The sequence below is a fragment of the Gordonia araii NBRC 100433 genome, assembly GCF_000241265.1.
Taxonomy (GTDB): domain Bacteria; phylum Actinomycetota; class Actinomycetes; order Mycobacteriales; family Mycobacteriaceae; genus Gordonia; species Gordonia araii.
Window position 1 is genome coordinate 1 of the sequence record NZ_BAEE01000009.1, and the last position, 22,917, is coordinate 22,917.

23 protein-coding genes and 1 tRNA gene are annotated in these 22,917 nt (G+C 69.3%); 23 read left to right on the plus strand and 1 reads right to left on the minus strand.

The window, feature by feature from the left end:
- Window positions 1–110: 110 nt before the first annotated feature.
- From GOARA_RS01125 to GOARA_RS01235, 23 genes are all read left to right on the plus strand, one after another.
- Complete coding sequence (locus tag GOARA_RS01125; protein WP_083834734.1) at window positions 111–2,204, plus strand: HAD-IIA family hydrolase; 2,094 nt, start codon at window positions 111–113, stop codon at window positions 2,202–2,204.
- A gap of 12 nt (window positions 2,205–2,216) precedes the next feature.
- Window positions 2,217–2,486 (plus strand): hypothetical protein, encoded by a 270-nt coding sequence (locus GOARA_RS20075; RefSeq protein WP_007320436.1) that lies wholly within the window; start codon window positions 2,217–2,219, stop codon window positions 2,484–2,486.
- A gap of 3 nt (window positions 2,487–2,489) precedes the next feature.
- Window positions 2,490–3,383, plus strand: coding sequence for a TlyA family RNA methyltransferase (locus GOARA_RS01135; protein ID WP_007320437.1), 894 nt, complete (start codon window positions 2,490–2,492; stop codon window positions 3,381–3,383).
- A gap of 73 nt (window positions 3,384–3,456) precedes the next feature.
- A complete protein-coding gene (locus GOARA_RS01140; protein WP_007320438.1) occupies window positions 3,457–4,455 on the plus strand; it encodes an NAD kinase in 999 nt (332 codons plus the stop codon).
- Entirely contained in the window at window positions 4,455–6,236 is a 1,782-nt protein-coding gene (gene recN / locus GOARA_RS01145; protein ID WP_040521381.1) for a DNA repair protein RecN, read from the plus strand. The genes GOARA_RS01140 and recN overlap by 1 nt, the downstream gene beginning before the upstream one ends.
- 88 nt (window positions 6,237–6,324) lie before the next feature.
- The gene (locus GOARA_RS18725) at window positions 6,325–6,819 is read left to right on the plus strand and encodes a DUF2382 domain-containing protein (RefSeq protein ID WP_007320440.1); all 495 of its coding nucleotides are present in this window, start codon (window positions 6,325–6,327) and stop codon (window positions 6,817–6,819) included.
- Between the two features lie 108 nt (window positions 6,820–6,927).
- Window positions 6,928–7,746, plus strand: coding sequence for a YsnF/AvaK domain-containing protein (locus GOARA_RS01155; RefSeq protein WP_007320441.1), 819 nt, complete (start codon window positions 6,928–6,930; stop codon window positions 7,744–7,746).
- A gap of 161 nt (window positions 7,747–7,907) precedes the next feature.
- On the plus strand, window positions 7,908–9,092 hold the full coding sequence (gene steA, locus GOARA_RS01160; RefSeq protein ID WP_007320442.1) for a putative cytokinetic ring protein SteA: 1,185 nt from the start codon (window positions 7,908–7,910) through the stop codon (window positions 9,090–9,092).
- Window positions 9,093–9,113: 21 nt separating this feature from the next.
- Window positions 9,114–10,031, plus strand: coding sequence for a copper transporter (locus GOARA_RS01165; protein ID WP_007320443.1), 918 nt, complete (start codon window positions 9,114–9,116; stop codon window positions 10,029–10,031).
- Window positions 10,032–10,169: 138 nt separating this feature from the next.
- Window positions 10,170–11,894 carry a CTP synthase gene (pyrG, locus tag GOARA_RS01170; protein WP_040521382.1) on the plus strand — a complete coding sequence of 575 codons (1,725 nt, stop codon included), beginning with the start codon at window positions 10,170–10,172 and terminating at the stop codon, window positions 11,892–11,894.
- 7 nt (window positions 11,895–11,901) lie between these two features.
- Window positions 11,902–12,561 (plus strand): NUDIX domain-containing protein, encoded by a 660-nt coding sequence (locus tag GOARA_RS01175; protein WP_007320445.1) that lies wholly within the window; start codon window positions 11,902–11,904, stop codon window positions 12,559–12,561.
- Window positions 12,562–12,602: 41 nt separating this feature from the next.
- Window positions 12,603–13,487, plus strand: a complete 885-nt coding sequence (gene xerD, locus GOARA_RS01180) for a site-specific tyrosine recombinase XerD (RefSeq protein WP_050947118.1) — start codon at window positions 12,603–12,605, stop codon at window positions 13,485–13,487.
- A 43-nt stretch (window positions 13,488–13,530) separates the two neighbouring features.
- The gene (locus tag GOARA_RS01185) at window positions 13,531–14,466 is read left to right on the plus strand and encodes a ParA family protein (protein WP_007320447.1); all 936 of its coding nucleotides are present in this window, start codon (window positions 13,531–13,533) and stop codon (window positions 14,464–14,466) included.
- Window positions 14,467–14,475: 9 nt separating this feature from the next.
- Window positions 14,476–15,315 carry a segregation and condensation protein A gene (locus tag GOARA_RS01190; RefSeq protein ID WP_007320448.1) on the plus strand — a complete coding sequence of 280 codons (840 nt, stop codon included), beginning with the start codon at window positions 14,476–14,478 and terminating at the stop codon, window positions 15,313–15,315.
- Window positions 15,312–16,013, plus strand: coding sequence for an SMC-Scp complex subunit ScpB (gene scpB, locus GOARA_RS01195; protein ID WP_007320449.1), 702 nt, complete (start codon window positions 15,312–15,314; stop codon window positions 16,011–16,013). The genes GOARA_RS01190 and scpB overlap by 4 nt, the downstream gene beginning before the upstream one ends.
- A gap of 4 nt (window positions 16,014–16,017) precedes the next feature.
- Window positions 16,018–16,977 carry a pseudouridine synthase gene (locus tag GOARA_RS01200; RefSeq protein WP_007320450.1) on the plus strand — a complete coding sequence of 320 codons (960 nt, stop codon included), beginning with the start codon at window positions 16,018–16,020 and terminating at the stop codon, window positions 16,975–16,977.
- Window positions 16,974–17,663 (plus strand): (d)CMP kinase, encoded by a 690-nt coding sequence (gene cmk, locus GOARA_RS01205; protein ID WP_007320451.1) that lies wholly within the window; start codon window positions 16,974–16,976, stop codon window positions 17,661–17,663. The genes GOARA_RS01200 and cmk overlap by 4 nt, the downstream gene beginning before the upstream one ends.
- Window positions 17,660–19,099: a ribosome biogenesis GTPase Der gene (der, locus tag GOARA_RS01210; RefSeq protein WP_007320452.1), complete on the plus strand. Its 1,440-nt coding sequence runs from the start codon at window positions 17,660–17,662 to the stop codon at window positions 19,097–19,099. Before cmk ends, der begins: the two co-directional genes overlap by 4 nt.
- Before the next feature lie 78 nt (window positions 19,100–19,177).
- Window positions 19,178–19,615: an MTB12 C-terminal domain-containing protein gene (locus GOARA_RS01215; RefSeq protein WP_007320453.1), complete on the plus strand. Its 438-nt coding sequence runs from the start codon at window positions 19,178–19,180 to the stop codon at window positions 19,613–19,615.
- 13 nt (window positions 19,616–19,628) lie between these two features.
- Window positions 19,629–20,660 (plus strand): heme/hemin ABC transporter substrate-binding protein, encoded by a 1,032-nt coding sequence (locus GOARA_RS01220; protein ID WP_040521384.1) that lies wholly within the window; start codon window positions 19,629–19,631, stop codon window positions 20,658–20,660.
- A 44-nt stretch (window positions 20,661–20,704) separates the two neighbouring features.
- Window positions 20,705–21,709: a FecCD family ABC transporter permease gene (locus tag GOARA_RS01225; RefSeq protein ID WP_083834735.1), complete on the plus strand. Its 1,005-nt coding sequence runs from the start codon at window positions 20,705–20,707 to the stop codon at window positions 21,707–21,709.
- Window positions 21,706–22,491 carry a heme ABC transporter ATP-binding protein gene (locus tag GOARA_RS01230; RefSeq protein ID WP_007320456.1) on the plus strand — a complete coding sequence of 262 codons (786 nt, stop codon included), beginning with the start codon at window positions 21,706–21,708 and terminating at the stop codon, window positions 22,489–22,491. Before GOARA_RS01225 ends, GOARA_RS01230 begins: the two co-directional genes overlap by 4 nt.
- Window positions 22,492–22,580: 89 nt before the next feature.
- Window positions 22,581–22,654 (plus strand) — tRNA-Pro (locus GOARA_RS01235).
- A 12-nt stretch (window positions 22,655–22,666) separates the two neighbouring features.
- Here the strand turns inward: GOARA_RS01235 and GOARA_RS01240 are convergent.
- Window positions 22,667–22,917: hypothetical protein (locus GOARA_RS01240; protein ID WP_007320457.1), on the minus strand; the 251-nt coding region annotated here is incomplete at its 5' end.

Sequence of the window (22,917 nt, forward strand, 5' to 3'; positions counted from 1 at the left end):
GTTTGGATTCAGGCCCCACACGCCTCGTGTGGGGCCTGAATCATTTCTCTGATCGGACCCGCTACCCGGTAGTGTGGGCGGGCAGTCGACGTGAACGGAATAGTGGGTATATGAACGCAGGGGAGAACAGGCCGAGCCGCGGGGGCGGTCGCCCGGGTGGCTCTCAGTCGGACAATCGTTCCGGCAGCGCTCGGCGCGGCCACGACCGCGACGACCGGAACCGCGGTGAGCGCCGCGGCGGTGATCGGTACGGCAGCGACCGCCGCGCGAACACGCGACACGGTGGCACGGGCCGCGACGGCAGCGGAACGAGGCCGGCGGCCGCCCGCGGTCGGGTGCGGCCCGACGATCCGGCCCTCCCCGAGGATGTTCAGGCGTCGGATCTCGACGCGGCGGTACGTCGCGACCTGCGCACCCTCGACAAAGCGAATGCCGACGCGGTGGCCCGTCATCTGGTGATGGTCGGCCGCCTCGCCGACGAAGACCCTGCTCTCGCCCTGGCACACGCTCGGGCAGCCCGCGGCCGCGCGAGCCGGATCGGCGTAGTGCGCGAGACGGCTGGTATCGCCGCCTATCACGCCGGTGAATGGCAGGAGGCGCTCAGCGAGCTGCGGGCAGCGCGCCGGATCATCGGCGGCACGGCGCTGCTCCCGCTCATCGCCGACTGCGAACGCGGAGTCGGCCGGCCGGAGCGAGCCATCGAGATCGCCCGGGGCGAAGAGGCGCGAGCACTCGACGAAAGCGACCGGATCGAGATGCTGATCGTCGAGGCCGGTGCACGGCTCGACCTCGGCGAGGCGGACAAAGCCGTCGTCACTCTTCAGCGGGCCGACCTCACGCCGGGGCAGACCGGCCCAGACGCGGCGAGGCTCTTCTACGCCTACGCCGAGTCTCTTCTCGCGGCCGGCCGCCGCGACGATGCCCTCACCTGGTTCATGAACGCCGCTGCCGCCGATGTCGACGACCTGACCGACGCCGAACTGCGCCTCGTAGAACTGGCCGACGACGACGCCGTGCCCGAGATTCCGCCGACCGTGCCCAGTTCCGCGCCGACTGTGCCCGAAATTTCGCCGACTGTGCCCAGTCCCGCGCCGACTGTGCCCGAAATCTCGCCGACCGTGCCCGAGATCTCGCCGACTGTGCCCAGTTCTGTGCCGAGCGTGCCCAGTTCTGCGCCGAGCGTGCCCAGTTCTGTGCCGACTGTGCCCACATTGGCCTCCGGGTACGACGCACTGCTCCTCGACCTCGACGGCACGGTGTTCGCCGGTCATTCTCCGATTCCCGGGGCGATCGACGCCGTGGCGGCGCTGGAGCCGTCTGCGGTCCGCTACGTGACCAACAACGCCAGCCGCCGACCGGCCGAGGTCGCTGGTCACCTGCGCGAACTGGGCTTCGACGCGACGCCGGATCAGGTGGTGACCAGTGCACAGGCCGGCGCACGCGTCGTAGCTCAACGTGTTCCGGCGGGCTCGACCGTCCTCGTCGTCGGCACGGACGGGCTGGCCGCAGAGGTCGCCGAGCTGGGTTTGGTCCCCACGCGCAGCGCGGACGACGCTCCGACGGCCGTGATCCAGGGGCATTCGCCGTACAGCGACTGGGCGGCACTGTCGGAAGCGGCGCTCGCGATCGCCTCCGGTGCGTTGTGGGTCGCCACCAACGTGGACACGACGCTGCCCAGCGAGCGCGGGCTGTTGATCGGCAACGGGTCCATGGTCGCCGCCGTGGCTTCGGCCACCAAAGCGACCCCCGTCGTCGCGGGAAAGCCCGCGCAACCGCTGCTGCGGGACGCCATCGAGAGCGCGCGGTCGACGAGGCCGCTCATCGTCGGTGATCGTCTCGACACCGATATCGAGGGCGCGAACGCCGTCGGCGCCGACAGCCTCATGGTTCTCACCGGGGTGAGTTCGCTGCGCGACGCATTGGCTGCCCCGGCCGCCCGTCGCCCTACGCACATCGCCCCGGCGCTGAACGCACTGCAGGCTCCGACCGATGCGAGCGTCATCGCCGCTCAGCATCCGTGGACCGTGGCGTTCAGCGAAACGACCGTCACCATTGACGGCGACGCCGATCCCGCGTCGGCGATTCCCGCGTTGGTGGATGCCGTCTGGGCTCGGCGGCTCGACGGCGAGACGATCTCGCGACTATCGGTGACCTCGGCGAATGCCGCCGTGGCCGCGCTGCTGCGCGAACTCGGCGTCGGATAGCGTGGTGAGATCATGACTAATCCCACACAGCCTGATGCGCCGAAGCCCGGCGCACATCTGTCCGCCTCGGCACCGGGGGCGTCGGTTTCCCCCGACGACGTCGTGACGGCCATCAACGAGATGCTGGAGAAGCTCGACGAGGTGTCGCGCCAGGTGGCCGAGGCCGAGGACGGCTCGCCGGTCTCGGCGCAGCAGCTCGCGGCGCTGGACCGGCAGGCCGATCTGCTCGAACGCGCGCATCGCGTGCTGGCCGACGCGCTGGCGGCCATCGATCACGCGTGACCGATGGCGCCTAGGACACGTCTCGACGCGGAGCTGGTGCGCCGCGGTTTGGCGCGGTCGCGCGAGCACGCCAGCGCGCTCATCGCCGGTGGCGAGGTGCTCGTGAACGGCACGCCGGCGACGAAGCCGGCGACCAACGTCGCGAAGGACACTCCCATCGTGGTCAAGGCGCCCGTTGAGCAGTGGGCCTCGCGCGGCGCGCACAAACTGATCGGCGCGCTCGACGCCTTCGAACCCGGCGGTCTGACGGTGGCCGGCCGGCGGTGTCTCGACGCCGGCGCTTCGACTGGAGGTTTCACCGACGTGTTGCTCGCCCGCGGAGCGGCCGAGGTGCTCGCCGTCGACGTCGGCTACGGGCAGTTGGTCTGGCGACTCCGGTCCGACGAGCGCGTCCACGTCTTCGATCGGACCAACGTGCGTTCGCTGACCCCCGAGGTGATCGGAGGTCCGGCGGACCTGACCGTGTCCGACCTCTCGTTCATCTCGCTGCGACTGGTGCTGTCGGCGCTGGCCGCGTGCACCAAGACGGGCGGCGACATCGTGCCCATGATTAAACCGCAGTTCGAGGTCGGCAAAGACCGCGTCGGGGCCGGCGGCGTGGTCCGCGATCCCCGGCTGCGGAAAGAGGCGGTGTTCGCGGTGGCGATCTGGGCGGCGGCGCTCGGATTGAGGATCCGTGACGCTGGTGCATCACCGCTCCCGGGTCCGTCGGGAAATGTCGAGTACTTCCTGTGGCTCACCCGCGATTGCGACGACGAGGAGCTGGCGGCGCGGACCGGGCGGCTGCCGACCGACCTGTCGGCCCCCACCGATACTCTGGTGGTCAACGACAGCGAGTTCGATCGGGAGGCCGTCACCGCGTTGATCGATCGTGTGGTCGACGAGGGGCCGCAGTAGCCTGTGGTCGGACGGCCGCGGCCGGCCGAGGGGCACGAACAGAGAGCGAGCATCGAACTGTGAGCACTGAAGAGTGAGCGGCGAGCAGGGATCGGGAGTGCGCGCGTTTCTGGTCGTCGCGCATACCGGTAGGGACGAGCTCGAACCGACCTTGGAGGCGATCGCGCGCCGTTGTGCGGGGGCGGACGTCGAGCTGCGACTCGTCGACTCCGACAACCGTGAGCAGCACGCCCGTGCCCGCGTCGACGTCGACCGGTTGCGGTCGCTCGGTGCGACGGTCACCCGCCTCGAGCCGAGCGACAGTGCGGCCGTCGGCTGCGAGGTCGTCATCGCGCTCGGCGGCGACGGCACCTTCCTGCGCGCTGCCGAGTTGGCCTATCCGGCATCGGCACCGGTCATCGGCATCAACCTGGGGCACATCGGCTTCCTCGCGGAAGCGGAGGCAGGGGCGATCGACGAGGTGATGGCTAGCCTGATCGACGGCCGGTACACCATTGAGCCCCGGATGACCTTGGACGTCACGGTGGTCGGTGTCGACGGCGCGACGCTGGAGCGCAGCTGGGCGCTCAACGAGGTCGTGGTGCAGAACGACGAGCACCGCGGAGTGCTCGAGCTGATCACCGAGGTCGACGGCCGGCCGGTGTCGGCGTTCGGGGCCGACGGCGTGCTCGTCTCCACGCCGACCGGGTCGACGGCCTACGCGTTCTCGGCGGGCGGGCCGGTCATGTGGCCGGACCTGGAGGCGATCCTGGTCGTGCCGAGCAACGCACACGCATTGTTCGCCCGGCCGATGGTCACGTCGCCGCACTCGCGGGTCGCCGTCGAGGTCGAGTCGTTGCACGCGGCCATCGCGGTGTGCGACGGCCGCCGGGTGTTCCCGCTGCCGCCCGGCGCGCGCGTCGAGGCGGTGCGCAGCGAACGGTCGGTGAACTGGGTGCGGGTCGACGCCGAGCCGTTCGCCGACCGGCTGGTCACGAAGTTCAGCTTGCCCGTCACCGGCTGGCGCGGACGCCGAGGAAGCACCGGCCCGGACCGCAACGGTCGCGACGGCACGCCGGGGAAGGACTCCTGATGCTTGAGGAGCTGACCATCACGGGGCTTGGCGTGCTCGAGAACGCCTCGGCCGAGTTCGCCCCGGGGTTCACCGTCCTTACCGGGGAGACCGGCGCGGGCAAGACGATGGTGGTCACCAGTCTGCACCTGCTCTCGGGTGGTCGCGCCGACGCGAGCCGGGTCAGGGCCGGTCACGGCAAGGCGATCGTCGAGGGCCGGTTCCGCCTCGACGAGGCAGATCCGTCGTCGGAGATCGAAGAGGTACTGGAGTCCGCCGGCGCGGAAGCCGACGATTCGTCGCTGATCGCCGTCCGCACCGTCGGTGCCGATGGCCGGTCGCGCGCGCACCTCGGGGGTCGATCCGTTCCGGTGGGCGTGCTGGGCCAGGTCACCAGCTCGATGCTCACCATCCACGGCCAGAACGACCAATTGCGGCTGTTGCGCGCCGATCAGCAGCGTGCGGCCCTCGACCGGTTCGCGGGGACGAAGGTCGCGTCGGCCCTCGACGTATACCGCCGCGCTCGTACGCGCTGGATTCAGCTCGCCGACGAGTTGGCGCAGCGCCGGGCGAACTCGTACGAGCTGGCGCAAGAGGCCGATCGGCTGCGGTTCGCGGTGCAGGAACTCGACGCGGTCGACCCGCAACCGGGTGAGGACATCGCGTTGACCGCCACCATCAAGCGGTTGACCGATCTGGAGACCGTGCGTGCGGCGGGTGCTCATGCGCACGCGCTGGCCGCCGGCGACGGCGAAGACGCGCCGGGCGTCATCAACGAACTGGGGCAGATCCGCTCCCTGCTGGAGTCCTCGGGTGACGAGGGACTCGCTGCTTTGTTGCCGCGCGTCGGCGAGGCGCTGGCCGTGGTGACCGATCTGGCTTCCGATCTGTCCGACATCGTCGCGGGTCTGCCCGCGGACGCGGCCGAACTCGATCAGTTACTCGTCCGCCAGAGCGAACTCAAGGCACTCACGCGTAAGTACGCTCCCGATGTCGACGGCGTGCGGCAGTGGTGGGAGGAGGCTCGTGCCCGATTGGCCGAGATCGACGATCCGGCCGAGTCGATCGACGACCTCGCCGACGCCGTAGCCGCCGCAGCGGCGGAAGTGGCCGAGGCCGCATCATCGCTGCGGGCGCTACGGGTGGCCGCGGCGGGCAAGCTGGCGCAGCGCGTCACAGAGGAGCTGGGCGGACTGGCCATGGGCGGGGCCGCGCTGCTGGTCACGGTCGCGCCCGATGCGAGCGACGACGACGCAGATCACCCCGAAGGGGTGGCACCGGCGGTGTCGCTCGCGCAACGGCGGACGCTGCCGGTCGACGGCCAGCGCTGCCACGTCGGGGGCGAGGGCGCCGATATCGTCGAGTTCGCACTCGTCCCGCACCGGGACGCCCCGCCGCTGCCGATCGCCAAGTCGGCGTCCGGTGGCGAACTGTCCCGGGTCATGCTGGCGCTCGAAGTGGTGCTCGCGTCCCCGGACGGCGGGTCGGTGATGGTGTTCGACGAGGTCGACGCCGGCGTGGGCGGTCGCGCCGCGGTCGAGATCGGGCGTCGGCTGGCGCGGCTCGCGCAGAATCATCAGGTCATCGTGGTCACGCATCTTCCCCAGGTCGCGGCCTTCGCCGACCATCATGTGGTCATCGGCAAGGACGATGGCGGTCGAACCAGCAGTGTGCGGACCCTGACGCGCGACGAGCGGGTCGGCGAATTGGCCCGAATGCTCGCCGGTATGGGGGACACCGACACCGGGCGCGCGCACGCCGAAGAGCTGCTTTCGACGGCCCAATCGGAGCGTGTCGGCTGAGTACGAGCCGATTCCAAAACGGTAACCCTCAGGGTTAAAGGGCTGTCCGACTCCACAAAAGCGGGGTAACGGCGTTAGTCTGTTGCACATGGATGTGACGCGAGGTGCTCCAGAGAACCCAGATTCTCCGCACCCGGGGAAGATGACGGTCGGACTGCACCAGGAGTACCTGACCGCTAAGACGCGCGAAGTCGTCACCGGTATCGCCCAGGTACGGACATCGGTTGTCACCGAGAATGAAGAACTTTCGGTGCCGGTCAGCCGTGAAGTGGTCGAGGTCGACCGGGTGACCGTTGACGAGCGCGAAGTCGACGAGGTGCCCACTCCTTATTGGGACGGCGACACGTTTGTGGTGCCCGTCGTCGAGGAGGAAGTCGTCGTCGTGAAGCGATTGGTCGTGCGTGAGGAAGTGCGCGTCACCCGTCAGCGAAAGACGAAACATGTTCTGGTCGACGGCGAAGTCCGGCGACAACGAGTCGACGTGGTTCAGGTCGATCCGCACCGCCGAGTTCGCGCGGAGATCCCCATCGACACGCGCAATGAGGTAAAACCGGAGAACTACGACCCCTCCGGGGGTGATTAGAGTCCGATTCGGAAATCGGACTCGACGCAAGGTAGCAGGCCGACCCTGACACAATGTATGCAAGATGGCACAGTGTGGCTTGACGGCTCTTAACGGAGGGAATGCGAAATGATTGTCACTTTCGCCGGGTACGACATCAAAGTCGGTACCCCGGTGGTATCCCGCGATGGCGCCGAGGTCGGCACCGTCGCGGACACCCAGGGTGCGGACCTCGTCGTCGATGTCCACAACAACCCGGCCAAGATGTTGCTGGCGGAAAGCGGTGTCGCCGCCTTCGAGCCCGACTTCATCCGCCTGGATCTGACGGCGGCCAAGGTCGCGGCGGGCGATTGGCTCGCCGTCGACGGACCGGCTGCCCCCGCGGAAGAGCCCGCACCGGCGGCCGCGCCGCTGGCGGCCGCGCCGCTGGCGGCAACGCCGGAGCCCGCCGCCGAGCAGCCGGCGCCCGAGCCCGTTCCGGAGCCGGAGCCCGTTCCGGAACCCGAGCCGACGCCGACTCCCGCACCCGTTCCCGCTGCTGCGGTACCCGCTGCCGCGGCAGCACCTGGCGAGCCGGCGCGCACCGTCGAGCTCCACGCCGAGGACCTGGTCGCGGCCAAGCGCGAAGTCCCGACCGGCGTCGTCAAAGTGCATAAGAAGGTCGTCGTCGACAACGCATCGCTCGACGTCGACGTGTTCGAGGAGAAACTGACCGTGAACAGGACCGAGCTGAACGACGACGTCGTGGACCCCAACTACTCCTTCGAGGAAGGCGTGTTCGAGATCGAACTGCGCGGCGAGGAGGTCGAGGTCGGCAAGCGCGTTCGCCGCATCGGCCAGGTCGAGTTCGGCAAGGAGCGCCAGACCCGTACCCAGCGAGTCACCGGCCAGACGCGCCGCGAGGAGCTGGAGTTCGACGAGCAGCCTTACGGAGACTCCGCGACATAACGACCGAACGGTCAAACCTGGAATCCCCGTACCGCCCATCGCGGTGCGGGGATTTTTCGGGCCTATCCGGCATGGTACTGATGCGAAAATTGTGACAAAAGTGGTTCATGTTACGGCGCGCCTTCGTGCGTATGCATCGCGGACAGCCCATGATGTGCCGTATGAAGATGCCTGCCGTACTCAGCCGTTCCCAAGCACACCTGCCTGGCACCTCTGGAATCGCCAGGATCGACAAGGACACCAAGAAGCTCCTCGAACGTGTCGGGCCGGGCGACATCGTCATCCTCGACGAGATCGACCTCGACCGGATCACCGCCGACCAGTTGGTCAACGCCCAGGTCGAGGCGGTCGTCAACGCGTCGCCTTCGATCTCGGGCCGCTACCCGAACCTCGGGCCCGAAGTGCTCGTCGCGTCGGGCATCACCCTGCTCGACGACGTCGGCGCCGAGGTCTTCAAGAAGGTGCGCGACGGAGTGAAGGTGCGCATCCACGACGATCGGCTCTACATCGGCGAGCGCCGCGTCGCGCTCGGCGAGGAACTGCTCGAGACCGACATCGCCGACCGGATGATCGACGCCAAGGCGGGCGTGGTCGACCATCTCGAGGCGTTCTCCGGCAACACGATCGAATACCTGCGCAGTGAATCGCCGCTGCTGATCGACGGTGTCGGCGTACCCGACGTCGATGTCGAACTCGACCGCATGCACGCCGTCATCGTCGCCGACGGTCCGGACCACATCACGCAGCTGCGGGCGCTGAAGCCGTTTATCCGTGAGTACTCCCCGGTCATGATCGGTGTCGGCGCGGGTGCCGACGCGTTGCTCAAAGCCGGCCACCGCCCGGCGCTGATCGTCGGCGACCCGGACGAGGTCTCCCGCGACGCGCTTCGGTGCGGAGCCCAACTGGTGCTGCCCGCAGACACCGACGGCCACGCGTCGGGGCTGACGCGCATCCAGGACCTCGGCGTCGGCGCGATCACGTTTCCGGCGGCGGGCTCGGCCGCCGACCTGGCGCTGCTCCTCGTCGATCACCACGGCGCCGACCTGATCGTGACGGTCGGATACGCCGGCGGGCTCGACGACTTCTTCGACCGTTCACGTCGAGAGAGCAACCCGTCGACCTTCCTCACACGGCTGAAAGTGGGGCCCAAACTCGTCGACGCGCGTGCCGTCTCGTCGCTCTACCGCACCAGGGCCTCCGGCGTGGGCATCGCTCTGCTGGTCCTCGCCGTGCTGCTCGCCGTCATCGCGACCTTGATGATCTCGGGCAGCGGAGCGGGAATCGTCGAGTATCTCGTGGAGCAATGGCACCAGCTGACCGCGTGGGTTTCCGGTCTCGGAAACTGATCGGGCAAGAATAGGCATTCGGTGATTTCCCTTCGGCAGCACGCCATTTCCCTGATCGCGGTGTTCGCGGCGCTGATCATCGGCCTGTTTCTCGGCACGGGTTTCCTGGGCGACAAGATGAACTCGCTGACCGGTACCAGCCGCGACCGGATCGGCGACCTCAACGACCAGCTCGACGAGGCGAACGCCGCCCGCAACGCGTCCGACGGCTTCGCGCACGCGGTGGCCCCGCGACTGCTGCACGAACAGCTCGACGGTCGCAGCGTCATCGTGGTGACCGCCCCGAACGCCGCCGACGACGATGTCACGGCGGTCAAGGAGTCGATGTCGGCGGCGGGGGCGCGCTTCACCGGCCAGCTCGGCCTCACCACCGAACTGCTACGCGACCGGGAAGCGGAAAAGCTGCGCTCGATCATCGACCAATCGATCCCGCCGGGTAAGAACCTGCGGCCGGAGCTGACCGATTCGGGAGGCCGCCTGGGCGACCTACTCGGGCTGCTGTTGCAGACCGGCGCCGGACGCGGCAATCTGCCGGCGGCCCAGGTCACCACCGCTTTGACGACGCTGCGTGACGGCGGGTTCATCGACTACACCGACCGTGCTGTCGCACCCGCGCAGCTCGTCGTCATCGTCACCGGCGGCGCGTTCCCGGCGGACTCCGGGGCGCAGGGGCAGCTGGTCGGTCGCCTCGCGGGCGCTTTCGCGGCCCGCGGACTCGGCGGCGTGCTCGCCGGCCGGGTCGGCTCGGCCAAAGGCGGATCGCCCATCGCGGTGGTCCGCTCCGACCCTTCGCTGGGGAACTCCGTCGCCACCGTCGACAACGTGAATCAGCCGATCGGCCGGATTACGACCGTGCTGGCGCTGCGCGCGTCGACCCAGGGAAAACCGGCCGCCTACGGGATCGGCGCGGGAGCCACCGCGATCACGCCGCCCGCCTGAGACACCCGGCTGAGACTTTCGACACCGCGCTGACGCGCCGCGGTGATGCGCGGATTCGGGCGCCGAGGTGTTACCGTGAAGTCCCGTAGGTAACCGGGGTTTCGACCCCCGGGATCGATACCGATCGGGAGAGTCCGCTTGCGACCTTTGCGCCACGGAAGTGCTGGCACCAAACACATCTTCGTCACCGGCGGCGTCGCGTCGTCGCTGGGCAAGGGGCTGACCGCCTCGAGCCTGGGACAGCTTCTCACCGCGCGCGGACTGCACGTCACGATGCAGAAGCTTGACCCCTATCTCAACGTCGACCCCGGCACCATGGACCCGTTCCAGCACGGCGAGGTGTTCGTCACCGAGGACGGCGCCGAAACCGACCTGGACGTCGGCCACTACGAGCGGTTCCTCGACGTGAACCTGTCGCAGGCCGCGAACGTCACGACCGGCCAGGTCTACTCGACGGTGATCGCCAAGGAGCGCCGCGGCGAGTACCTGGGACAGACGGTGCAGGTCATCCCGCACATCACCGACGAGATCAAGCGTCGCGTCCTCGACATGCGCGAACCAGGCGACGACGGGGTGCGCCCGGATGTCGTGATCACCGAGATCGGCGGCACGGTCGGCGACATCGAATCGCAGCCCTTCATCGAGGCGGCGCGTCAGATCCGCCACGACGTCGGCCGCGACAACGTCTTCTTCCTGCACGTGTCGCTGGTCCCGTACCTGGCGCCGTCCGGGGAGTTGAAGACCAAGCCGACGCAGCACTCGGTGGCCGCGCTGCGCAACGTCGGCATCCAGCCGGACGCGTTGATCCTCCGCTGCGACCGCGATGTTCCCGAGGGCTTGAAGCAGAAGATCGCCCTGATGTGCGACGTCGACATCGAAGGCGTCATCTCCACCCCGGACGCGCCGAGCATCTACGACATCCCCAAGGTGCTGCACGCCGAGAGCCTCGACGCCTACGTCGTGCGCAAGCTGGGGCTGCCGTTCCGCGACGTCGACTGGTCGGTGTGGGGCGAGTTGCTGCGCCGCGTGCACGAACCGGAGGAGACGGTGCGCGTCGCCCTCGTCGGCAAGTACGTCGATCTCCCCGACGCCTATCTGTCGGTGACCGAGGCGATCCGGGCGGGCGGCTTCGCCCACCGGGCGCGGACCGAGATCGTCTGGGTCCAGTCCGACCTGTGCGCGACCGACGCGGGCGCCCAACAGGAGCTCGGCGATGTCGACGCGATCCTGGTGCCCGGCGGATTCGGTATCCGCGGCATCGAGGGCAAGGTCGGGGCGATCCGGTACGCCCGCCGGCGCGGCATCCCATTGCTGGGACTGTGCCTCGGGCTGCAGTGCGTGGTCATCGAGGCCGCGCGTTCCGTCGGTTTGGCTGACGCGAACTCCGCGGAGTTCGATTCCTCGACCGAGCATCCGGTGATCTCGGTGATGGCCGACCAGGAACAGGCCGTCTCCGGTGAGGCGGATCTGGGCGGCACGATGCGGCTCGGCTCCTACCCGGCCGTGCTGGGCGACGGCACGCAGGTCGCGCAGGCGTACGGGGAGACCGAGGTCACCGAGCGGCACCGCCACCGCTACGAGGTGAACAACGCCTACCGGGACAGGATTGCCGAGTCGGGTCTGGTGTTCTCCGGCACGTCCCCCGATGGCCGCCTGGTCGAGTTCGTCGAATACCCGCGCGAGCAGCATCCGTTCCTGGTGGCAACGCAGGCGCACCCGGAGCTCAAGAGCCGACCGACGCGTCCGCACCCGCTGTTCCGCAACCTGATCGCGGCGGCGCTGGAGTACAAGGCCGCCGAGCGGCTGCCCGTCGACATTCCACGACGCGACGAGGCGGCCGAGGCGCCGGCCGTCGCGGAATAACGCGTCGATGTCGGACCAACAGCACGACTTCGCCGTCACCGGCTCCGCCGTCGAATACGACGGTGCGATCGTCGTGCTGCGCGTCGACGACGTGACGATGCCGGGCGGTCGCAGCGCCCGTCGAGAGGTCGTCGAACATCCGGGCGCGGTGGCCGTCGTCGCGCTCGACGACCGGCAGCGGGTGGCGCTCATCGAGCAGTATCGGCATCCGGTGGGCCGCCGTCTCTGGGAGCTGCCCGCGGGTCTTCTCGATTCCGTGGGAGAGGCGCCGGTCGTCGCGGCGCAGCGCGAACTGGCCGAGGAGGTCGACCTCGCGGCGCAGCGCTGGGAGGTGCTAGTCGACCTGGCGCTCTCGCCTGGCTTCACCGACGAAGCGCTGCGCGTGTACCTGGCGCGCGAGTTGACCTCCTTGCCGACCGCGGTCCGCGTCGACGAGGAGGCCGACATCCGGTTCGCCTGGATCCCGCTGGACGAGGCCGTGGCCATGGCGTTGCGCGGCGACATCGTGAACGCCACCGCGGTGGCCGGGATACTCGCTGCCGCACGTGTCGTCGAACAGGGCGGGAGTACGCGGCCGGTCGATGTGGCATGGACCGATCAGCCCACCGCTTTCGACCGGCGCAAGGCCGCCGATTCGCAGGTGGCGCAGCGGGGTGAGCGGGACTGACCGGAGCATCGACGCCGTTGCAGGACCAAGTGGAGCGCTACATGGACCACCTGGTCGTCGAGCGCGGCGTCGCGGCGAATACGGCCGCGTCGTATCGGCGCGACCTGCGCCGCTATCGGGAGTACCTGGCCTCGCGCACGATCACCGACCTCGGCGACGTCGAGGAGTCGCACGTGCGCGAATTCCTCGTGGCGTTGCGGTCGCCGGTGGAATCCGACGCCGCACCCCTGGCGGAGAGTTCCATCGCGCGCACGCTGGTGGCCACTCGGGGTCTGCACAAGTTCGCCCTCGCGGAGGGCTTCGTCACCGCCGACGCCGCCCACGCGGTGCGCCCGCCGAAACCCGCGCAGCGTCTGCCCAAAGCGCTCTCGATCGACCAGGTCGAGGCGATTCTGCGCAGCGTCACCGGTGACGACCCGCGCGGTTTGCGCGACCGCGCACTGCTGGAGTTGCTCTACAGTTGCGGCGCGCGCATCTCCGAAGTGATCTCGCTCGACGTCGACGACCTCGACCTGGAACACCGCACGGTGCTGCTGCGCGGCAAAGGCGGCAAGCAGCGCCTGGTGCCCGTCGGTCGCCCCGCAGTGGACGCGGTGGACGCCTATCTTGTGCGGGCGCGACCCGCGCTGGCCGCGGCGCGCAGCGGGCCGGCGGTCTTTCTCAACACCAGCGGCGGGCGCTTGTCGCGGCAGAGCGCGTGGCAGATTCTCGCCGACGCCGCCCAGCGGGCCGGCATCACGACCGCCGTCTCGCCGCACACTCTGCGGCACAGCTTCGCCACGCACCTGCTCGACGGCGGGGCCGACGTGCGCGTGGTGCAGGAACTGCTCGGCCACGCCTCGGTCACGACCACCCAGGTCTACACGCTGGTCACGGTGTCGACGATGCGCGAGGTCTACGCCACGGCACACCCTCGCGCCCGCTAGGGTGGACACCATCACTCGAGCGGCAGGAGAGGAGTCACGGTCTGTGAGCACGCCGGAGCCCGACGACAAGTACCGGCTGTCCGTCAGCACCCCCGGCGCCGACGATGACTCCGACTCCGACCACACGGCCGACGGCAAGGTCGGCCCGACCGGGCGCCCGATCCGTCCCATCCCGACACCGAAGCCGCTGACCTCCCACGGTCCGGCGACCATCGTCGCCGTCTGCAACCAGAAGGGCGGGGTCGGCAAGACGACGTCCACGATCAACATCGGCGCCGCACTCGCCGAGTTCGGGCGCCGCGTGCTGCTCGTCGACCTCGATCCTCAGGGCGCGCTGTCGGCCGGGCTCGGCGTCGCACACCACGAGCTGGAGCAAACGGTCCACAATCTCCTGGTGCCACCGCACGCGTCGATCGACGACGTGTTGCAGCGCACCAGGGTCGAGGGGATGGATCTGCTTCCGAGCAACATCGACCTGTCCGCCGCCGAGATCCAGCTCGTGAACGAGGTTGGCCGTGAGCAGACACTCGGCCGCGCGCTGCATCCCATCGTCGACCGCTACGACTACATCCTGATCGACTGCCAGCCGTCGCTGGGGCTGTTGACGGTGAACGCGCTGGCCTGTTCCGACAGCGTGCTGATCCCGATGGAGTGCGAGTACTTCAGCCTTCGCGGGCTCGCGCTGCTCACCGACACGATCGAGAAGGTGCGCGATCGGCTCAACCCCCGCCTGGAGATCGGCGGCATCCTCGCGACCATGTTCGACCCGCGGACCGTGCACTCCCGCGACGTCATGGCACGCGTCGTCGAGGTATTCGGTGACGTGGTCTTCGACACCGCGATCAACCGGACGGTGCGCTTCCCGGAAACCAGCGTGGCCGGCGAGCCGATCATCTCGTGGGCGCCCAAGTCGACGGGCGCGAAGGCGTACCGCAACGTCGCCGCCGAGGTCATCGCGCGCGACGACGAGCGCCGATAACACCGGACGATGGCCGAGCAGACCGCCCAGATCCCGACCGCCGATGTTCCCGACGCCGATCAGGACACCGGCTTCCGCGTCACCCTCGACAATTTCGAGGGCCCTTTCGACCTGTTGCTGAACCTGATCAGCCAGCACCGTCTCGACGTCACCGAGGTGGCGCTGCACGAGGTGACCGACGACTTCATCGCCTACACGAAGACGATGGGCGATCACATGGACCTCGAGCAGACGACGGAGTTCCTCGTCGTCGCCGCGACCCTCCTGGATTTGAAGGCGGCGCGGCTGCTGCCCTCCGGACAGGTCGACGACCCCGAGGACCTGGCACTGCTCGAAGCTCGGGACCTGCTGTTCGCCCGGCTGCTGCAGTACCGCGCCTACAAACAGGCGGCGGCCTTGTTCGCCGAGCTGGAGGCGTCCGCGCTGCAGCGCTACCCGCGCGCGGTCTCGCTGGAGGACCACTTCGCGCAACTGCTGCCCGAGGTCACCCTCGGGGTCGATCCGATGGGATTCGCCGAGGTCGCCGCCACGGCGCTGACCCCCAAGCCGGTACCGACCGTCGGCCTGGATCACCTGCACATCCCGAAGGTATCGGTGCCCGAGCAGGCCAAGCGCATCACGGCGTTGCTGCGCGAGGCGCCGAGCGGGTCGATGACGTTCGGTCAGATCGTCGCCGAATGCGAGAACGGGCTCCAGGTCGTGGCACGGTTCCTCGGCCTGCTGGAGCTGTATCGGGAGCGGGCCGTCGGATTCGAACAGGCGGAGGCGCTGGGGGAGCTGACGGTCAACTGGACCGGCGACCGCGACCCGGAGGAGCTGACCATGGAGCGAGTGGAGGACTACGGATGAGCGACGAATCTGCCCAGACCACGCTCGAAGCCGAGGATGCGATCGTCCTCGGCGACGCCGAGCTGCGCTCCGCGCTCGAGGCGGTGCTGCTGGTCGTCGACACGCCGGTGTCGGTGGAGGAACTGGCCACCGCGACCGAACAGGACCGGCTGCGGGTCAAGGAGATGCTCGTCCGCATGTCCGAGGAACTCGCCGCCGCCAATAGCGGCATCGACCTGCGGTTCACCGCCGACGGCTGGCGGTACTACACGCGGGCCGAGTTCGCGCCGTACGTCGAGCGACTCCTGCTCGACGGCACCCGGACGAAACTGACGCGGGCCGCGCTGGAGACGCTGGCCGTGATCGCCTACCGGCAGCCGGTCAGCCGCGCGCGCGTCTCGGCCATCCGCGGCGTCAACGTCGACGGCGTCATCCGCACCCTGGTCGCGCGCGGCCTCATCAACGAGGTGGGCACCGACCCGCAGACCTCGGCCACCACCTACGGGACGACAGAGCTGTTCCTGGAGCGGCTGGGCCTGGCCACCCTGTCCGAGTTGCCCGATCTGGGGCCGCTGCTGCCCGACGTCGACCTGATCGAGGACCTCTCCGAAGAACTCACCTCCGACCCGCGATTCGCCAAACTCTCCGCTGGCCAGGCAGAATCGGATGATCCCGCCGCCGAATCGGTCGCCGGGGCTGCAGACGACGATCAGGACTGAACACATGGCATCCGCTAGCCGAGACGGCACACCGGGACCCCGACGAGCAGGCGGCAAACGCAAGCCGGCCAAACCATCGAAACCCCGCAAGCGTTCCCGCGTGGACGCGGAGTCGGGCAAGGTCCGACTGAACAACGCGAAGCCGGCGAAACGACAGCGGCCCGTCGACGACCGCGGTGTCGTCGACGGTGAGTTCGTCGGTGCGACTCCCGAGACCGACCCCTACGATCCGGCCGGTACCCGGCTGCAGAAGGTCCTCGCCTCGGCGGGGGTCGCCTCGCGGCGCGGCGCGGAAGAACTCATCGCGGCGGGCCGGGTGAGCGTCGACGGTGTCGTCGTCACCGAGCAGGGCATGCGCGTGGACCCGAGGCGCGTCGTCGTCCGGGTCGACGGCGTGCGTGTCCTGATCGACGAAGACATGACCTACCTGGCGCTCAACAAGCCGGTGGGCTATCACTCGACGATGGCCGACGACCACGGCCGGCCCTGTGTCGGCGACCTGGTGGCAGAACGCGTCATGGCCGGTCAGCGGCTATTCCACGTCGGCCGACTGGACGCCGAAACCGAAGGGCTGCTGCTGCTGACCAATGACGGCGAGCTCGCCCACCGGCTGATGCACCCGTCGTTCGAGGTCCCCAAGACCTACCTGGCCACCGTGCGGGGTGAGGTGCCGCGCTCGCTCGCGCGCCACGTGCGCGACGGGATCGAACTCGACGACGGGCTGGTCCAGGTCGACGAGTTCGTGCCGCTCGAAGTGTGGGACGGCTCGTCGCTGGTGCGGATCACGCTGCACGAGGGCCGCAATCGCATCGTGCGGCGGCTCATGGATCATCTCGGCTTCCCGGTGACGCGTTTGGTGCGGACCGACGTCGGCCCGGTGCCCCTCGGCGACCAGCGGCCGGGCTCGATCCGGGTGCTGGGACGCGACGAGGTTGGCGCGCTGTACAAGGCGGTCGGCCTGTGAGCGCGCCGGCGACTAGGGTCGTCGCGATCGACGGTCCGGCAGGTACCGGCAAGTCGTCGGTGTCGCGGCGGCTGGCCGATCGCGTGGGTGCGCAGTATCTCGACACCGGCGCGATGTATCGCGCAGCGAGCCTGGCGGTGTTGCGGGCCGGGATCGCGCCCGACGACGAGGATGCCGTGGCGGAGCATGTCGCAGGGCTCTCGATCGATCTGCGCGACGTCCCCGGCGGCACCGTGGTGATGCTCGACGGCGAGGACGTTTCGGCCGCTATCCGCGCCGAGGACGTGAACGCCGCGGTCTCCGCGGTGGCGGCCAACGCCCGCGTCCGCGAGCAGATGGTCGACCTGCAGCGGCAGGTCGCGATCGGCAGATTCGTGGTCGTCGAGGGCCGCGACATCGGAACCGTGGTGTTCCCGGATGCCGAGTTGAAGGTGTTCCTGACGGCGACGCCCGGTGCGCGTGCTCAGCGTCGGCATCGGCAGAACGTCGCGGCCGGGCGCGAGAGCGACCTCGACCAGGTGCTGGCGAGTGTGAATCGCCGCGACCATCTGGACTCGACCCGGGCGGCGTCGCCGCTGCGCCGGGCCGATGACGCGGTGGAGCTGGACACGAGCGATCTGACGTTGGAACAGGTCCTCGACGGGCTGACCGAACTGGTGGATAGACGAATCGGAGTGCGACGGTGAGCGACGACATTCTTGGCGTGGACGCGTTGCCGGGCGATGGTGTCTGGACCGACGAGGCCGACTGGGAGTTGATCGACGCCGGTGGCGACGAGGCCGGCGCGGACGCGGCTGCCGCGCTGCCGTCGGTAGCCATCGTCGGGCGGCCCAACGTCGGCAAGTCCACGCTGGTCAACCGGTTCCTGGGGCGGCGCGAAGCCGTGGTGGAGGATCTGCCGGGCGTGACCCGTGACCGAGTCGCCTATCCGGCGAGCTGGTCGGGACGTTCCTTCATGGTCGTCGACACCGGCGGCTGGGAGCCGGACGCGAAGGGCCTGCAGCAGGCCGTCGCCGACCAGGCCGAGCGGGCCATGCAGGCCGTTGACGCGATCGTCCTGGTCGTCGACGCGACGGTGGGGGCGACCGCGACCGACGAGGCGGTCGCGCGAGTGTTGCGACGGTCGAAGGTGCCGGTCATCCTGGCGGCCAACAAGGTCGACAGCGACCGCGTGGAGGCCGAGGCGGCAGCGCTGTGGTCGCTGGGACTCGGCGAGCCGCACCCGGTCTCAGCCGCTCACGGTCGCGGCGCGGGCGATCTGCTCGACGAGGTGCTCAAGGTGCTTCCCGAACGGACCCGCGTCGCAGCACCCACGGGCGGGCCGCGGCGCGTGGCGCTGGTGGGCAAACCCAACGTCGGCAAGAGTTCGCTGCTGAACAAGCTGGCCGGCCAGGAGCGCTCGGTCGTCGACAACGTCGCGGGCACGACGGTCGACCCGGTCGACGAACTGATCGAACTCGACGGCAAGGTGTGGCAGTTCGTCGACACCGCCGGGCTGCGCCGGAAGGTGCGCACGGCGTCGGGCCACGAGTACTACGCCTCGCTGCGGACGCGTTCCGCGCTGGAGGCCGCCGAGGTGGCGATCCTGCTCATCGACGCATCGGAGCCGCTCACCGAACAGGATCTGCGGATCCTCGGAATGGTCGTCGAGACCGGGCGCGCCCTGGTCATCGCCTTCAACAAGTGGGATCTCGTCGACGAGGAGCGGCGCTTCGCGCTCGACCGCGAGATCGACCGCGAATTGGCCCGTGTGGCGTGGTCGACGCGCGTGAACATCTCCGCCACGACGGGGCGAGCCGTCGGCAAGCTGGTTCCGGCGCTGGAAGAGGCGCTGGCATCCTGGGACAAGCGCATCGGGACCGGACAGCTCAACAACTGGATCAAGGATGTCGTCGCCGCGAATCCGCCGCCCGTTCGGGGCGGCAGGCAGCCCCGGATCATGTTCGCGACGCAGGCGGCGACCCGGCCGCCGACGTTCGTCCTGTTCACCACGGGTTTCCTCGAAGCCGGGTATCGCCGCTTCCTGGAACGACGGCTGCGCGAGGAGTTCGGATTCCACGGTTCGCCGGTCCGGATCAACGTCCGCGTGCGCGACAAGCGCGAACAGCGTCGGAAGCGTTGAGCGTGCCGCGACGCCGTGGTTCATTAGGATGGCCTTAGCCGGCGCCGGACGGCGCCCGCCAGACGAAAGGAACTCTTCATGAACCGTCGCATCATTGGTGCGGTGACCGCCCTGCTGGCAGTGTTCGCCCTGTTCGGCCTGGCCGGCTGTTCGTCGTCGGATAGCGGCCTCGAAGCCGCGAAGGCACAGGAGATCCTGCGGACGCTCGTCGACCCGTCGACCACGCCGGAGGCCGCGGCCGCACTGGTCAATTCGACTGATCCCGCGACGGGTCAGAAGCTGCACGGGTTCGCCCAGGGCGCGTCGCGCGGCGGCTACACGCCGGACAAGTTCACCGTGAAGTCGGTGGAGGACAAGGGCGAGACGGCCGTCGCGCAGGTCGAGGTGGCGAGTCCGCACGCCCCGGCACCGGTGACCGTGCCCTACACCTTCGACAAGGTCGACGGCACGTGGAAGCTGTCCTCGGCGTCGGCCGACGCACTGGTCGGCATGGGCGCGGCCCGTTCCCACCACTGAACGCGCTGACGATATGAGAGCGGTGCGCCGGTCTGCCGTCGCCGTCGCGATGGGCGTCGCGCTCGTCGCGGCCGGCGGCTGCACGACAGCACCGCTGGATGTGAGCGGCTCGAGCCCGGCGGAGACCGTCGTCCCCGCCGGGCCGAGGACCGCGACGGTGGCCGCCGATCCGGTACCGGTCGAGGTGAATCCGGCGCCGCGGCTGCCCGTCACCGTGCCCTCGTTCGACGGTCCGGACGTCACGGTGACCGACGTCAGCCGGATCGTCGCTCTCGATCGCTTCGGCACCTACGGCACGACCGTCTTCGCACTCGGGCTCGGTGCCAACCTCGTCGGCCGCGACATCGCGACGAAGTTTCCCGCGGCCGCGCGGGTTCCGGTGCTGACCCCGGACGGGACCAACGCGAACCTAGAGGCGCTGCTGGCGCTGCGACCGACCGTGGTGCTGGCCGACGCTTCGTTGCCGTCCGTTTCGGCGCTGGCCGTACGGTTGCGGGCGGCGCGGATCCCCGTCGTCCTGGGCGATCCCGTCCGCGACCTGGAGAAGACCGACGAGCAGTTGCGCGCCACCGCCGCCGCCCTCGGGGTCCGGGACGCCGGTGAGGCGTTGGTGAAGCGGACCAACGCCCAGATCGCGCAGGCGCGTGCGCTGGTGCCGCGCAATGGACCGCACCCCAAGGTGGCCTTCCTGTACGCGCGCGGCACCGGGCTGATGATCGTCGGCGGGCCGGGGTCGGGGGCGTCGGAGATGATCGAGTTCCTCGGCGGCATCGACGCCGGCACCGCGGCCGGCCTGACGGAGCCGTACACGTCGCTGACCGCGGAGGGACTGATCAAGGCGGCGCCGGACGTGCTCCTGATGATGACCGACGGGTTGAAGTCCGTCGGCGGGATGGACGGACTGTTGCGCGTGCCTGGCGTCGCGCAGACGCCCGCAGGACGTTCGCGCACGGTGATCGATATGGCCGACGGGCAGTTGCTGTCCTTCGGTCCCCGTACCGGCGAAGTCGCCATCGCGCTCGCGGAAGCGTTGTACGAGCGGTGAGTTCATCGACGGGGGAGATCCGCCGCGTCCGCGCGGGTATCGCGATGGCGGTGCTTCTCGCCATGACCGTGATCGCGGCGCTCTACTCGATGGCGATCGGACAGAATCCGGTGCCGGTGAGTCAGGTCGTCGGCTCGCTGCTGCATCACGTGAGCATTCCGCTGGGCCCGCTGCCCGACCAGGTCGGCGAGGACACGCTCTGGCAGGTGCGCATCCCACGCGTCTACCTGGCGCTGGCCGTCGGAGCGGCGCTGGGCTGCGCCGGCGCGGTCTTGCAGGGCGTGTTCGCCAACCCGCTGGCCGAACCCGGCATCATCGGTGTCTCGTCGGGCGCGGCGGCCGGTGCGTCGGGCGTCATCGCCGTCGGCGGGCTCGGCGCTGCCGGGTACTTCGTGGCCGGTGGCGCCTTCGCCGCGGGACTGGTCACCACGTTGTTCGTCTATCTCGCCGCCCGTTCCGCTGGTCGTACCCAGGTGGTCAGCCTGGTGCTCACCGGCATTGCGGTCAACGCTTTCGCCGGCGGACTGATCGCCTTCTTCACCTATCGTGCGACGCCGGCGGCGCGCGATCAGATCGTCTTCTGGCAGATGGGCAGTCTCAATCGGGCGACGATGGACCAGGTGCTGCTCGTCGCGTCGCTGGCGGTGATCGGGCTGGCCGCGTCGTTCGTGCTCGCCCGACGTATCGACCTGCTGTCGTTGGGGGAGTACACCGCAGGGCATCTCGGCGTCGATGTCGAGAAGCTGCGCCGCTGGTCGGTCGTGATCGTCGCGCTGTTGACGGCCGCGGCGGTCAGCTTCTGCGGCATCATCCTGTTCGTCGGCCTGGTGGTGCCGCACTTCATGCGGCTGATCGTCGGGCCGCGCCACGCCGTCCTGATCCCGGCCAGCGCCGTCGCCGGTGCGTGTCTGCTGACCGCGGCCGACCTCGCCTCGCGCACTCTGGTGCCCTACGGCGAGTTGCCGCTGGGCATGATCACGAGCCTCGTCGGCGGCCCGGTGTTCCTGTTCCTGCTGCGGCGGGAGATGAAGCGGGGAGGCTGGCTGTGACCGCGCTGTCGGTCGACGGGCTGGCCGTCGCGCGCGGCGAGCGGACCGTGCTGGCCGATGTGTCGCTCAGCGTCGACGCGGGCGAGTTCGTATGCCTGGTCGGGCCGAACGGCGCTGGTAAGTCGACGTTGCTCTCGGCGGTCGCCGGCACGCTGCGGCCGAGGGCGGGCACCGTCGAGCTGCTGGGCGACGAGATCGGCGGGCTGTCGAAGATCGAACAGGCGCGCCGTCGGGCCGTCCTTCCGCAGGAGCACAGCATCGGATTCACCTTCACCTGCGCCGAGGTCGTCGAGATGGCGCGCCATGCGTGGTCGCGCACCGACAAGCGCCACGACGACGAGCGAGCGGTGGGCGCCGCGATGGCCGCCTGCGACGTGACCGGGTTCGCGTCGCGCAGCTTCGGGAGTCTCTCCGGCGGCGAGCGGGGACGGGTGGCGCTGGCCCGGGTGCTGGCCCAGGGCACGCCGATCCTGCTGCTCGACGAGCCGACCGCGGCGATGGACCCGCACTATCAGGAGCAGGTCATGACCATCGTGCGACGCCAGGTCGACGCGGGCACCGCCGCCCTGGTCGTCGTGCACGACCTGAACCTTGCCGCCGCCTACGCAGACACCGTCGCCGTGCTGGCCCCCGACGACGGCGGAACGGGCCGCGTCGTGTCCATCGGCCCGCCGCGCGAGACGCTGACCGCCGAGCGCATCAGCGAGGTGTACGGGTTGGCGATGCGCACCCATGACGTCGATGGCCAGCACGTCGTGCTTCCGCACCGAGGCGCCCAGTGAGCCGTCGGGTGCCCGATCACGCGTGTCGACGAGCCGATTCGTCGGAGCCCACGCGCGTGCGATAAGGTGAGTCTCGCTCTCGCGAGCAACGGGCTGTGGCGCAGTTTGGTAGCGCACTTGACTGGGGGTCAAGTGGTCGCAGGTTCAAATCCTGTCAGCCCGACAATCGAGTAGGTCAGGCGAGATCTTCTCGCCGCACCAAGTGCCCGCCGATTTCTAAGACATTCACCAAGAATGAGCGGATGAGATCCACCTCGGCTTCGGTGCAATCGAGCAACAGCTTGATTTCCGTGTCGCGCTTCACCACGTCTGCGGTTAACAGCACTCCGGTCACACCGACGTTCGTTGCCGTGCCCACGAATAAGTCTATTCCCTCGCCGTCCCCACTCGAAGTGCCTGCTAGATACCCGTAATCGAGTGGGTAGA

Coding starts and splice junctions, on each gene's coding strand:
- GOARA_RS01225 (WP_083834735.1), top strand. CDS start 20,705: ATGGCGGTGCTTCTCGCCATGACCGTGATCGCGGCGCTCTACTCGATG.
- scpB (WP_007320449.1), top strand. CDS start 15,312: ATGAGCGACGAATCTGCCCAGACCACGCTCGAAGCCGAGGATGCGATC.
- steA (WP_007320442.1), top strand. CDS start 7,908: ATGAAGATGCCTGCCGTACTCAGCCGTTCCCAAGCACACCTGCCTGGC.
- GOARA_RS01215 (WP_007320453.1), top strand. CDS start 19,178: ATGAACCGTCGCATCATTGGTGCGGTGACCGCCCTGCTGGCAGTGTTC.
- recN (WP_040521381.1), top strand. CDS start 4,455: ATGCTTGAGGAGCTGACCATCACGGGGCTTGGCGTGCTCGAGAACGCC.
- GOARA_RS01200 (WP_007320450.1), top strand. CDS start 16,018: ATGGCATCCGCTAGCCGAGACGGCACACCGGGACCCCGACGAGCAGGC.
- GOARA_RS01220 (WP_040521384.1), top strand. CDS start 19,629: ATGAGAGCGGTGCGCCGGTCTGCCGTCGCCGTCGCGATGGGCGTCGCG.
- xerD (WP_050947118.1), top strand. CDS start 12,603: ATGGACCACCTGGTCGTCGAGCGCGGCGTCGCGGCGAATACGGCCGCG.
- GOARA_RS01125 (WP_083834734.1), top strand. CDS start 111: ATGAACGCAGGGGAGAACAGGCCGAGCCGCGGGGGCGGTCGCCCGGGT.
- GOARA_RS01155 (WP_007320441.1), top strand. CDS start 6,928: ATGATTGTCACTTTCGCCGGGTACGACATCAAAGTCGGTACCCCGGTG.
- GOARA_RS20075 (WP_007320436.1), top strand. CDS start 2,217: ATGACTAATCCCACACAGCCTGATGCGCCGAAGCCCGGCGCACATCTG.
- GOARA_RS01175 (WP_007320445.1), top strand. CDS start 11,902: ATGTCGGACCAACAGCACGACTTCGCCGTCACCGGCTCCGCCGTCGAA.
- GOARA_RS01190 (WP_007320448.1), top strand. CDS start 14,476: ATGGCCGAGCAGACCGCCCAGATCCCGACCGCCGATGTTCCCGACGCC.
- GOARA_RS01135 (WP_007320437.1), top strand. CDS start 2,490: ATGGCGCCTAGGACACGTCTCGACGCGGAGCTGGTGCGCCGCGGTTTG.
- GOARA_RS18725 (WP_007320440.1), top strand. CDS start 6,325: ATGGATGTGACGCGAGGTGCTCCAGAGAACCCAGATTCTCCGCACCCG.